Origin of the sequence: Mesorhizobium sp. M0848 (assembly GCF_040319805.1) — a bacterium.
Classification (GTDB): Bacteria; Pseudomonadota; Alphaproteobacteria; order Rhizobiales; family Rhizobiaceae; genus Mesorhizobium.
Window position 1 is genome coordinate 260,304 of sequence record NZ_JAMYOM010000005.1, and the last position, 12,317, is coordinate 272,620.

Sequence of the window (12,317 nt, forward strand, 5' to 3'; positions counted from 1 at the left end):
CTGATCATGGCGCCGATCCGCTGACCAGAGTTCAAACCCCGGTTTTCCTTAGTTTTCGGTACTTTAATGTTCGAGCCTGTGGCAAAGTGGCGCCAGCGAGCGTCCAAAGGTGCGCCGCAGAAGGACGCTTGAAAAGCGCTTGGTGGCAATTTGAATACTGTCGCCCTTTCCATCGAAAGCTTCGGCGTGAGCCACAAAGGCTGTGTCCGTGAGCTCAATGAAGACAGCTATCTAGTCGAGCCACAAACTGGCCTCTGGGTGGTAGCCGACGGAATGGGTGGACATGACGCCGGAGAGGTCGCTTCCGCCAGTATCGTCGATCATCTGTCAACAATCGGCATCGCGAGCTCGGCACCCGATCTTCGGGCCCGCTTCGAGGACAGGCTGAGCCGGGCCAATGCCGAAATCCGCAGCATATCGGAATCGCGCGGCATCACCATCGGCTCCACGGTCGCCGCCCTGTTGGCGATGGACGGACGATTTGCCTGCCTGTGGGCGGGCGACAGCCGGGTTTATCTGATCCGCAACGCCGCGATCTCGCAGATTTCGAAAGACCACACCGAAGTGCAGGAACTCTTGGATCGAGGCATGATCAGCGCGGTCGAGGCGCTCACCTGGCCACGCCGCAATGTCATCACACATGCGATCGGGGTCAGTGACGACTTCGTCATCGATTTCCAGCAGGGCGAACTGATGCCGGGAGACATTTTCGTGCTGGCCACCGATGGGCTGACGGCACATGTCACCGACCCCGAGATCGAGGCCGCCGTCGTGTCGGCTACACCTCAGGCGGCCGGAGAAAACCTGCTGGAAACGGTTCTGGCGCGAGGCGGAACGGACAATGTCACCATTGTGCTGGTTAAGATTGGGAACGGGCGCAATGGACAATCGCTCCACCCTGATCTGTCCAGAGCGGAGGGCCGAGGCTGATGAGCGCCGATGACAAGACGCGAATATCGCCGCAAGTGGCCAACACCGCTGTCGGTACGCAGCTCAGCGGCATCTACGAACTTGACGAACGGATCGCATTCGGCGGCATGGGCGAGGTCTATCGCGGCCACAACATCCAGACCGGCGACCATGTCGCGATCAAGATCGTGCTGCCCGAATTTGCCCGTGACCAGACGATCTTGTCCTTGTTCCGCAAGGAGGCCTCGATCCTCAACCACCTGTCGCATGATGCGGTCGTGCGATACCACGTCTTCACCATCGATCCCGGGATCGGCCGTCCCTACCTTGCCATGGAATTCGTCGACGGCGAGTCGCTGTACGACATCATGCGACGTGGTCCGATGCCGACGGATGAGGTGCGCAAGCTCTGCCATCGCCTCGCATCCGGCCTGAGCGCCGTGCATCAAGCGGGAGCAATCCATCGCGACCTCTCGCCGGACAATATCATCCTGCCGGGGGGCCGGGTCGACCGCGCAAAGATCATCGATTTCGGTATAGCGCGATCGGCGACCGTGGGCGGGGAGACACTGATCGGCGGGAAGTTCGCGGGAAAGTACAACTACGTTTCGCCCGAACAGCTCGGGCTGTACAGCGGCGACGTCAGTGAACAGTCCGACATTTACAGCCTTGGGCTGGTGCTGGCTGCCGCTCTGCGCGGGAAACCGATCGACATGAGCGGATCGCAGTTCGAGATCATCGAAAAGCGCCGGGCCGTGCCTGACCTCTCTGATATCGACGACGATTTTCGTGACATTGTCGAAGCCATGCTGCAACCGGATCCGCGAGACCGGCCGGTCAGCATGGCTGATATCGCCAGGATGACGCGTGGCGAAGACGAAGGAACAACGCCGCCGACGTCCATCACACCCCGCAACCGGCCAGCCGGGCAAACCCTTACTCCTGATCCCAAGGGCGGCCAGGCATCCAATGTCGCGGGACGCAACGCGCCGACGGCAACGGGCCCGGGCGAGCAGCGCTTCGTCCCGCATGTCCGGCCCGCGCATTTGTCCGAACCGCTGCCTTCGCCGGTCGCCGGCCCTCCGCGCGCGGTCACTGCGGATATGCCCAAGAAATCCACAAAGACCCCAACTATCGCGATCGCTGCCCTGGCGACACTAGCTGTCGCCTCAGGCGCGGGCCTGTATCTGAGCGGCTTCATGACGCCGGCAACGCCGATTGCCGGCAAGACATCGCTTTCCGCGCCCGAACCGTCAAAGCCTACACCGGAAACTTCGGCGCCGACCCTCACGGACAAAGTCGCGAACGCCCCTGAGCCGGCAAAGCCAGTTCCGCCCGTGCAGCCGGAGGCCAGCGTACCGCCGGCTGAAAACCAGCCAGATGCCTCGGCGGCTCAAAAGCCGCAGCCGGCCAAGCCCGCCGAACTCCCTTCGCAGACCGAGGAATCTGAGAAACCGCCGGCAATGGAAGCGCAACCGCAAACAGAGGCGGGCGTGCCGCCGGCTGGAAGCCAGGCAGATGCCAAGGCAGTGCAAACGCCGGAGCCGGCCAAGCCCACTGTCCCCGCGCAAACCGCGGGCCCCCCGGAGTCATCGGCAACGGACGCGCAGCAGCCATCCGAAAAGACACCGCCGGCCCAGCCAGAGTTTGTGGAGAGCCCAAAGCCCAAACCGGAGCCGCAGATCAGCCAGCCGGCAGAACCCAAGGTTGCCGGGCCGGCGCCCAAACCCACTGCAAGCCAGACGGATGCCGCGAACGCCGAGAGCCAAAAGACTGTGCCACCGGCGGCCAAGCAGCCGGACCAACCTGTCGTCGCGTTGAACGTACCCAAACCGGCCATTCCTCCGGCCGTGGACGACATCGCGCAACGAGTCTCCTGGGTTCGCGACTTCGGCGGCGGCGACTGTTTCTATGCGACCATGAATTCGCCAACCGACACCGCAGCCGCGATCGAAGGATTTGGAACAGCGGTCCAGCCATTCGAACGCATGCTGGGCGATTTCCAGGCGAAATTCCATGTGGAGCCCGACATCAGCGTCCGCCTCATTGAGCCGAGCCAGTGCGAAGTCACCAATTTTCTGCGCTTTCTGGGACAGACCGCGGCCGACAAGCCGCAGCTTGTTCTCGACCGGACGTCGGTGCCGAACGGTACGCCGATCAGCGGCACGCTGGTGACGCGTGGCGGGCTCATTTCCAGCGTGTTGCTGATCGATCACAAGGGCATGGTGTTTAATCTCGACGATCGCATCGTCGCACAGTCGGACAAAGCCACCTTCAGCATCCCGATTGGCCTCGGCGCCGCCGACAAGGCCGCTGGAAAGGCCGTGCCGCAGATCATAATGGTGATCACGGGACCCCAGGATATTGAGGCGGCCGCATTCTCGGCGCCGACGCCAGCCTCGGCGCTGCTACCCAAAATTCTCGAGGAAATCGAGACCAACGGATCTCAGTTCTCAGCCACTGCCAAGTATTTCCGGCTCGGCGGATAGCATGGGCGCCCGATGGAACGCTGCTCGTGTTTGCCCCACTCGTCTGCCGACCTGCCCATAAAGCAGTGTGAACCGGTTCGCGCCCTGCTCGCCTTGGCGGGCCACATGAAGCTTGCGGTCATCGCGGGCGCCGCGCTGCTGGCTGTGCTGTCATCCGGCGAAGCGCGAGCCGAATTCACGGTCTGCAATCAGACACTCGACGTCGTCAATCTCGCAGTCGGCCAGAAGGTCGACAATGCCGATCAGACAGACGGCTGGTGGACCATCGGCGCCAATCAGTGCGTGAATGTCATTCGCGAGGAACTGACCAACCGCTACATCTACATCTACGCAACGGACGTCTTCGGCCACGCGATCCTGACGGGATCGACCGAAATGTGCATCGAGCGAAGGCGTTTCTCGACCCGCGGCATCGACGAATGCTGGCAACGCGGCCATATCGCGGCGCAATTTCTCGAAGTCGATACGCTCGAACAGGCGCGGTGGACGTTCTTCCTGACCGGAAACAGCCCGTGACGCACACTATCGACACGAGCTTCAGGCAGAAGAAGCAGGCGCGCCTTGCGCTTCGCAGACGCAGGCTCTTGCGCCGGCTGCTTGCCGGTCTTGCCGCGATCATCATGCTGTCGATCGCCGTGGGCTTCTACCTCACCGCCGATTATTGGTCGTTCGGCGACGAAGACAAAGAGCTTCACGCGGTCGAAGGGGTGGACGACGTGCCGGCCGATGCATCGGTCTATGTGCCTGCCATTATCGACCTTGCCGGGGACCCGATGTGGATCACCCTTGCCCCCGACGCCGACGCCACGTCGAGGGGCCGTTCGATCGCGAAGCCGGCGGATCTCGATCAGGCCGGGATTTCTCCGCAGATCGAAATCCTGTCGGATGTGATGCTCAGCGCCAGCGAAAAATTCATGACGACGATACCGTCGACGCAGGAAGACTTCGCATTCTTCCAGGCGCAACGGCAGACCGCCCCGCCGCCGTCCAACGATCTGCAGGACGATCTTCAGCCGCCGGCGGGGGATCTGCAGAACGATCTTCAGCCCTCGCCTGCCCCCAACGAGGCTCCGGCTGCTTCGGGGCAGCAGATGGGCACCGACGATCCCGAAGCCGGCTGGGGTGAAACAATCGATGCAGGCGAAGCAGCCCTGCCCGCATTCCAGAAGACACAGATCGAAAACAACACGAGTGTCGCAACCGTCACGAATGAGTATCAGCGGTTCGAGGCGACCGAAGACACGTTCGTGAAAATCCTCAACGACCGCAGCCTGGACAGCGTTGCGCTCGATGCGCATTTCTCCGTCGAGGACGCCAGGCGGGCGGGCGAAGCGCTGAAGGCGCTTTTCAACCGGGAAGGCCTGGAACCGGGTTATGTCGTCGCCATGCGTGGTTTCAGGCCGACGCGCGAGACGACAACAATGTCGCTCATGCAGGTGTCGATCTACGCCAAGAGCGTCTTTGTCGGCACGCTGACGCGCAACGCCGCGGGTGCATTCGTATCGGGTGTCGATCCCTGGGTCCGCGAAGATCTGTTCAACTATTCGGGTGCACCGGAAGAAGGCACGCACAAGCGGCAATATCGCCTGCTCGACGCAATCTATTCGACGGCGGCGCGCAACAAAGTTCCGACCGGCGTGATCGGCGAAGCGATCATGTACCTATCGAGAGGACGGGACCTGGACGCCTTCGCCAGCGAGGACCAGCGCCTTGTCCTGATCTATTCACAAACGCCGCGCGGCAAGGGCGAGACCGACGGACGCGTGCTGTATGTCGGCGTGCAGGGTGCTGAAAAGAGCTTCGAATGCTTCGTCTTCCAGCAGAGCGACGGTCAGTTTGCATGCGTTACCGGCGACGATCAGATCCGCTCGCTGACGGTCATCAACGGCATGGTCACGCCGGTCAACGGGGTCATGACGTCCACCTTCGGTCCACGCAAGCACCCAATTCTGGGCGTGGTTCGCATCCACAAGGGCGTCGATTGGGCGGCTCCGGTGGGTACGCCGATCGCGGCCGCTTTCGACGGCGAGGTCACCTTCCAGGGCGACGGCGGCGGTTATGGCAACCTGGTGAAGATTGCGCATGCCAACGGACGCGAGACGCGCTACGCGCATATGCAGAAATTCGCGATAGCAAGCGGTGTCGGCACAAAGGTGAAGGCCGGCGACATCATTGGCTATATCGGCACCACCGGCCTGTCGACCGGGCCGCATCTGCATTTCGAACTCTATCAGAATGGCGGGGCGATCGACCCGCTGGGCACGGTGACCGCCGCGGTCGCAACGAGCGATCCTGCTGTCGAAACACTGACCGACCGTATCGTTCATGTCGAAAGTGGTGGCAGCGCCCGCGCCAAGAACCCGCTTTCTTCAGCAACCGGTGCCGGCCAATTCATATCGAAGACCTGGATCAGGATGATGAACACCTACCGTCCCGAACTGGCGCGCACACTTTCAAATGCGGATCTCCTTGCTCTGCGCTACGACTACACGATCTCGCGCGAGATGGTGCGCAATCTTGCGCGCGAGGGTGAAGCCTATCTTCGGGCGCGAGGCCACCAGATCACAGCCGGCCGGCTCTATCTCTGCCATTTCCTGGGCATGGAAGGCGCCCATCAGGTATTGTCGGCGTCGAGTTCGGCGCAATTGAGCGCCGTGCTCGGGTCGGCCGTCATTCAGGCCAACCCGTTCCTCACCGGCAAGACCGCCGGCTATGTCGTGGACTGGGCCGAAAGGAAAATGGGCCGAAAGCTCAGCCCCGCGGGGACCGGCGCAGGCCAACCGGTATCGACCACGACGGAAGTGCGCCAGACGTCGCCAGAGTTCGAAGAATACAAGCAAGCCATCACGGCCGTCATAAGCTCGCTTCAGAATACCCTTTGAACCTGCCCTCGCGGTTCATGAGTTCACCGTCAGACCATTGGTGTTCCGGCTGCAAAGTGTTACTATGGACAACTTTTTTCGGGTCCTTTGTGAACCAAGACCGTGGTCAGGATCACATACGCCCAAGAGCCATTTTGGCATAAGCGACATTGTCGCTGACGAAATTGAGCATGCGCAGACATCAACAGTGCGCCCTGCTGGGCGGAGGGCTGGTCCATGAAAGCGTTCATCGTATTTCTGAGCGGATTTCTCCTTTTTATCCTTGCCGCGTTCAGCGCTGAGGCAGCCGCGCCCGACGCCAAGCGCGTCGCACTGGTCATCGGCAACAGCAAGTATGTTCATGCTGTCGCTTTGCCCAACCCCGCCAACGACGCGCACCTCATCGCCTCCACGCTGCGCAATGCCGGCTTCGAGGTGATCGAGGGGATGGATCAGGACAATGCCGGCATGCACAGCCTCATCAGCCGGTTCACAGAGCAGTCTTACGATGCCGACCTCGCCGTCATCTTTTATGCCGGGCACGGCATGCAGGTCGACGGCAAGAATTTCCTGATACCGGTCGACGCCGAGTTGACGTCGCCGGCCTATCTCAAGACCCGCACCATTCAGGTCGAAGACTTCCTGGCGGCGCTGCCGCCTGATCCGGCGGTCGGCGTCATCATACTCGATGCCTGCCGCGACAATCCACTCGCCAGGACGTTGGCCGCCTCGCTGCCGAAGTCGCGTTCGTTGGGGTCCGGTCTGGCACCGATCGAAGCAAGATCGGACGGCGTAGGCACGGGCGGCATCCTGATCGCCTATGCAACGGATCCGGGCGCCATCGCTTTCGACGGCAACGGCGTCAACAGCCCTTACTCCACGGCGCTCGCCAGGCACCTGACCGAACCCGGCATTGAGATCCAGAGCGCGCTGACGCGCGTGCGCGGCGAAGTGACCGAGACGACGCAAGGTCGCCAGAGGCCTTGGCACAACGCGTCGCTGGGGCGCGAGGTCTTCATTGGAAAACCCGTTGTCGTGGCGGCGCCTGAAGCACAGCCTGCCAATGCCGGGGCGGCAACCGCCCCCACGCTGGTGGTTGGTGACCCGCCTTCCTGGGAAGTCGAGCAGCGGCTCTGGGATGAAGCCTCCAAGCGCAACTCGGTGCCGTTCTACGAGGCCTATCTCGAGCAGTTCCCAAACGGCCGCTTCGCCACGGTGGCGCGGCTGAACATCGACGAATTGAACGACCCGGAAGCCCAGAACCGGCAGGTCGCGGCACTCGATACGGACCAGGCGAACGCCAGTTCCGGCTCCGCAGTGCGCACCTCGGTCGGCGTCCCCGACGAGGTGAAGCAAACACCGGGCACCGAGTTGACGGAAAATGCCATTGGCCTCGACCGCCAGGGTCGCATCGACTTGCAATTGCGCATCGAAGCGTTGGGCAACGAGCTTGGCCGCGTCGACGGAAACATAGGCCCACAGACCCGCCAGGCGATCGGTATCTGGCAGGTGGAGAACGGCCTGCCGCAGACCAGCTATCTGACACGCGAGCAACTTGCATTCCTCGTGATCCAGACTGATCCGATGATGGAAACCGTGCGCGCCAGATATGCTGCCGATCAGGCCCGTGCGACGCAGCCGAAAAAACAGGTGGTAAAGAAGGTCCGCACGCAGAGACCGGTGGCACAGAAACCCCGCAAACAACAGCAGGTCGTTCAGAAGCGGCGCAACCGGGACACAGTGGTGCGGCAGGATGATGATCTTCCGCCGCCCCGGGATAACAACGACTTCCTCACCAAGGCGCTGATCTTCGGCACCGGTGTGGCTGTGGGCGGCGTGCTCAAGAACTGACCGCCGGCGTTCCTGGAACAGTGGCACGCGGTAGGTGCTATTGCGTCTTTATCCGCATTTCCACGCGGCGGTTAGCCGGATCGTACGGGTTGGGGCTGCGCGGATTCTTTTCGCCCATGCCGATCGGGTTGATGCGGGCGGCCTCGACACCATTGGCCGTCAGGAAGGCTGCCACCGATTGCGCTCGCCGTTGCGACAGGCCCTCGTTGTAGTGGACCGTGCCGGTGGCATCGGTGTAGCCTTCGACAACGAAGTTGAATGTGCTCAGCCGCCTGTCCTTCAGGGCCTTGGCGAACTCGTCGAGTTCACTGCGCGCTGTCGCGTCGAGTTCGGCCGAATCCAACCCGAAATTGATCAGCATATCGAGGCTGGATTTTTCGGCCGGCGCGTCTTTTGCCTTGGTCTTGCTGTTGCACTCTTCCTCGGTTCCTACACAAATTCCTCGCGACTTGCCGAGGTCGGCGGCGCCGGCAAAAAACTTCACGATGTCTTCTGATTTCTGAACAGGGTCGGCGGAAGCGTGAGTCGAGAAAAACACGACTGCCAACACCAAGGCTGAACTGCCCCACTGCATAGCGGTTACTCCTGTTTGAGCATCCGATTTCGATGGTGGTGATCATACCAAATTCCGGGGCAATTGTCTGTCGATAAACGCCAGGGGATGCGGCGGTGCCGGCAGTTGTTGCAGCGTCACCGGTTGAGACTTGACCCGCGCCGCGCCTGGGGCTTGAGTGGTTGGAGCTTCTCGATGAAGGCGTGGCGGTCATGGCCAATGAGCTCCGATTCAAAACGGCACAGGATCTCTTCATGGCTTGTCCCGCTATTGCCCGGGACATGAGAGCCCTTCCAACCGAACAGCAATCGATCGAGTTTTGCCGCGACCTGCTCGCCGGGCGCGTTCCCGAAGAGGCGATCACGTTCTGTGCCTACCTGCTTCCCGACCGGGCTGCGGTCTGGTGGGCGCATGAATGCCTGAGCCATCTGAGCGAGTTGCTCGATGGAACTGATCACGAGTTGCTCGCCTATGTTCGCGACTGGGTCGGTGAACCGGACAGCCATCGCCCCGCGGTGAGCCAGGCAGAGGCAACGCCGCCAACAACGCCGGGAGCCTGGATTGCCCGGGCGGCGGGATGGCGTGACAATGGTTCCTTTATTGTCGGATCTGTTGTCGGCGCAGAAGCACCATCGGCCTTGCAGCCGTTTCCTGCCGCCCATGCAATCAATGCGGGTGTTCTGGCCGGGCTGGCGCGTGTCGCACTGGTGGACCGCTTTGCCGTTCTTTCCGCGTTTGTCGAAATGGGCATCCAGATGGCCGAGATCGAGGCCCTGCGCCAATCGGCGGATGCTTACTTGCAGCCACCTTGAGCCCATTTGGCAAGCGCCACCTTGAAGCGCGTTCCAAGTGGATGTTGCAGGCGCAAAACAGAAGCATCGTTGGTGGCGAAATTTTTCGCCTGTTCGCATAGCCGTGCCTCGTCCCATTCATGGCAGCCGTCGCAATGTTTGTCCTCCCATACCGACTTGTCCAATCCCTCCACCGGGCTGAACAGGGGTTTGCCCTTGATCAGCTGGGCGATGCTCTTGCCATCGATTGCCGGATCACCGAAATCGATCGGATGGTCGAAAAAGATCGGATCGTCCGAAGCCAGCCTGGGGATCTTCTGACGCAGCACATCGAGCGCAAGCTGGTCGTCACTTTGGCCTGATGCGCCTGCAGCGCCGGTGTTGCTTGCGTCGGAGCCGCCTTCGGTTGGAGGTGCGCTCGCCTCGCCCACGATCAACGGCGCATTGAGATCGACCTTGTGCAGAACGACATCCGTTTTCAGCGAAACGTTGATCCAGGGACGCTGCTTGCCGGAGGTTGCCTTGAAGACGTCGCTGGTGACCCTGTTCATGGCGTCGGTGATGGAGACGTTGGATTCGCCGATACGCTTGAGGAGCGCCGAGGTGAAAGGCGAATGTTCGCCCGACCCGTCATAGGCAAGTTGATTGGGACTGGCGGCGAAAGCGACGAGCGTGCCGGTGCCACCATTCTCTACCGGGATCTCGGCAAGGCCGCTGCTGGCGCCGTTGACGCCCGCGGTCTTGGCCAGCACCTCGGCGAGGGGATTGTCGCGGCAAGCGTCGAGAAACACCAGACTGATGCTGGTCTCTCGCGACATCTGGCGCAAAACGAAATCAACCGACACGGCTTCGAAGTCGACGGAGGTTTCATCTTCCAGCGCAGCGTCGACTGGAAGCAGATAGTTCTTGCCCGAAACCTGCAGGCCGTGGCCGGCATAGAAAAACAGCGCGATGTCGGCACCGCGCACCTGTTTCGCGAACTGCACGATCGTCGCCTGTGTCTGCAGCTTGGTCAGGTCGAAGCCGGAAACGACCTCAAAATCGAGTTTCTTCAAGCGTTCGGCCATGGCCTGGGCGTCGCGCACCGGATTGGCGAGCGGCGCCGCGTGCTGGTACTGGGAATTGCCCAGAACCAGCGCGATGCGGCGCTCGGCACTGGCGGCTGTTACAGTCAAAAGCAAGGCAAGCGCGGCAAGCCCGGCGGCACGAAAGAGGCCACCGCAACAGGCGATCAGATCGGACCTCACCGGAACCTCAGTTCACGGGCTTGGTGGCGGAAAACTCGATCCGCCGATTGAGCGCCTTGTTCTTCGGCGTATCGTTGGCGGCAACCGGCCGCTCCTCGCCATAGCCGGCGGCGCTGACCTGATTGCGCGGAATACCCTCGGCAATCAAGGCGTCGGCAACCGCGTGGGCGCGCCGCTCCGACAACTGCTTGTTTGCGTCCGGCGATCCATCGGAATCGGTATAGCCGGAGATCTCGACCTTCAGGCTTGGGCATTTGCCAACGACACCTTCGACCTCCGTCAGCAATGGGCGGCTTTTCGCATCGAGCCGCGCGCTGGCCGGCCGGAAGTAGATGGCGCCGGTGCGTGAGAGCACGGCAAACCTGTTCAAGCATTCCTCATCGCTGAAGTTCGCCTTGGCGGCGTCGGTGGCAACGGGACCTACATCGGTCGAACTCGCCGCGGCGGTCTGGGTTGCAGCGGGCTTGCTGCCGTCGGCGGTGAAGACGAAATCGAACGACACCGACGCGGTGGGCACGATGTTGGTGACGTTGGCCGCCTGCTGGAGTTTGTCCACGTTCGGCAGCAAGCCGAAATCCTCCACGTGAACCGCGACGGGAGCTTCCGAAGCAACGGAGACCATGTCGTCACTGATCATGGTGACGACGATGCTGGCCTCGAGGTCCTTGTCGACGCCGTGCAGATTGAGACGGAAAGGCAGCGTCGACTTCACCCTGCGTTTTGTCGCGAGATCGGCGAATGCGGCGGGATCCACATTGGCCGTCAGCTCGGCCGTCGGGTATTTGAATGTCTCGAAAAACAGGAAGCGCATGCGGACATTGCGCAGGTCGACGCCGGTATCGACCGAATTGAGGTCGAAGGTGACCTTGGCATCACCCGCCGAGCTGAGCGTGCCGGTGATGTTCCTGATCTTGTTTGTCTCGACGATCGTGTTTTTCTTCACCGACTGGTAGGTGATCACCGAAGCCGTGGGATCAAGCGTCCAGTTCGGCGCTGCGTTGGCGGCTTGCGATGCGAGTAGCAGCAAGCCGGAAAGCGCGACGATCAGGCCAAGACCTCGTGTGGCGGGGCCTTTCAGCCTCGTCTTCCACCAGAATGCGACGACTTCGAACATGGAACGCCCCCTGACCAGGACCACCGTATCGACACGACACCTGGCGAGAGCATAGAGCACTTGCGGCTGGTTGGCGAGCAGTTGCAGCCGGTCTTCCGGTCAAGGTCCGGGGGCAGAGTTGGCGTGTCAAATGGTGGCAGGCGGCCTCGGCGAGCGGTGCCGCGAAACCCTGACCTGCTGTTAGCATTATCCCCAGCCGCCGCCTCCGCCACCAGTGCCACCGGTGCCGCCATTGCCGCCGCCCAAAGGTGGAACGACGACAGGTGCGGTTTCCTCAGTCGGTTCGACGAGTTTCTTGGCGATAGCCTTCTTCTGCCTGGTGATCTTTGGCGTGGTCGTCGTGCGAATGAGCTTCGGCCTGTGCTTTGTCGTCGTCACCGTCGGTTCGGCCTTGGGCGCGGGCGCAACGGACATGCAGCCCGCTACTGCCACCAGAGCGCCGGATAGAACTGTGGCGATCAATGCCTGCTTCACTGCCCTGCCCACGATTGCCTCCTCACTG

General features: G+C 61.8%; 10 protein-coding genes. 6 read left to right on the top strand and 4 right to left on the bottom strand.

Annotated elements, in window-relative coordinates; translation table 11 throughout:
- The first annotated feature begins 150 nt into the window (after positions 1 to 150).
- From NKH95_RS07860 to NKH95_RS07880, 5 genes are all read left to right on the top strand, one after another.
- Positions 151 to 930, top strand: a complete 780-nt coding sequence (locus NKH95_RS07860; RefSeq protein ID WP_023809163.1) for a PP2C family protein-serine/threonine phosphatase — start codon at positions 151 to 153, stop codon at positions 928 to 930.
- Positions 930 to 3,398, top strand: coding sequence for a serine/threonine-protein kinase (locus NKH95_RS07865; protein WP_023809164.1), 2,469 nt, complete (start codon positions 930 to 932; stop codon positions 3,396 to 3,398). Before NKH95_RS07860 ends, NKH95_RS07865 begins: the two co-directional genes overlap by 1 nt.
- A gap of 105 nt (positions 3,399 to 3,503) precedes the next feature.
- Positions 3,504 to 3,914, top strand: coding sequence for a DUF1036 domain-containing protein (locus NKH95_RS07870; RefSeq protein WP_023809165.1), 411 nt, complete (start codon positions 3,504 to 3,506; stop codon positions 3,912 to 3,914).
- Positions 3,911 to 6,280, top strand: coding sequence for a M23 family metallopeptidase (locus NKH95_RS07875; protein ID WP_352891285.1), 2,370 nt, complete (start codon positions 3,911 to 3,913; stop codon positions 6,278 to 6,280). Before NKH95_RS07870 ends, NKH95_RS07875 begins: the two co-directional genes overlap by 4 nt.
- 216 nt (positions 6,281 to 6,496) lie before the next feature.
- Entirely contained in the window at positions 6,497 to 8,110 is a 1,614-nt protein-coding gene (locus tag NKH95_RS07880) for a caspase family protein (RefSeq protein ID WP_023809167.1), read from the top strand.
- Positions 8,111 to 8,147: 37 nt separating this feature from the next.
- On the opposite strand, the gene NKH95_RS07885 is transcribed toward NKH95_RS07880, so the two are convergent.
- A complete protein-coding gene (locus tag NKH95_RS07885) occupies positions 8,148 to 8,684 on the bottom strand; it encodes an OmpA family protein (protein WP_352440784.1) in 537 nt (178 codons plus the stop codon).
- Between the two features lie 161 nt (positions 8,685 to 8,845).
- Here NKH95_RS07885 and NKH95_RS07890 point away from each other — a divergent pair, with 161 nt between their 5' ends.
- Entirely contained in the window at positions 8,846 to 9,475 is a 630-nt protein-coding gene (locus NKH95_RS07890; protein WP_245273063.1) for a DUF6931 family protein, read from the top strand.
- On the opposite strand, the gene NKH95_RS07895 is transcribed toward NKH95_RS07890, so the two are convergent.
- The 3 genes from NKH95_RS07895 to NKH95_RS07905 form a co-directional block, all read right to left on the bottom strand.
- Positions 9,457 to 10,701 (bottom strand): caspase family protein, encoded by a 1,245-nt coding sequence (locus NKH95_RS07895; protein WP_352440785.1) that lies wholly within the window; start codon positions 10,699 to 10,701, stop codon positions 9,457 to 9,459. The genes NKH95_RS07890 and NKH95_RS07895 overlap by 19 nt on opposite strands.
- A gap of 7 nt (positions 10,702 to 10,708) precedes the next feature.
- Positions 10,709 to 11,815 carry an OmpA family protein gene (locus NKH95_RS07900; RefSeq protein WP_023809170.1) on the bottom strand — a complete coding sequence of 369 codons (1,107 nt, stop codon included), beginning with the start codon at positions 11,813 to 11,815 and terminating at the stop codon, positions 10,709 to 10,711.
- A gap of 186 nt (positions 11,816 to 12,001) precedes the next feature.
- A complete protein-coding gene (locus NKH95_RS07905) occupies positions 12,002 to 12,301 on the bottom strand; it encodes a hypothetical protein (protein WP_245273064.1) in 300 nt (99 codons plus the stop codon).
- Positions 12,302 to 12,317: the final 16 nt, after the last annotated feature.

Excerpts from the sequence above, each read along its gene's own strand:
- NKH95_RS07865 (WP_023809164.1), top strand. The coding sequence starts at position 930 with ATGAGCGCCGATGACAAGACGCGAATATCGCCGCAAGTGGCCAACACC.
- NKH95_RS07870 (WP_023809165.1), top strand. The coding sequence starts at position 3,504 with ATGAAGCTTGCGGTCATCGCGGGCGCCGCGCTGCTGGCTGTGCTGTCA.
- NKH95_RS07880 (WP_023809167.1), top strand. The coding sequence starts at position 6,497 with ATGAAAGCGTTCATCGTATTTCTGAGCGGATTTCTCCTTTTTATCCTT.
- NKH95_RS07885 (WP_352440784.1), bottom strand. The coding sequence starts at position 8,684 with ATGCAGTGGGGCAGTTCAGCCTTGGTGTTGGCAGTCGTGTTTTTCTCG.
- NKH95_RS07900 (WP_023809170.1), bottom strand. The coding sequence starts at position 11,815 with ATGTTCGAAGTCGTCGCATTCTGGTGGAAGACGAGGCTGAAAGGCCCC.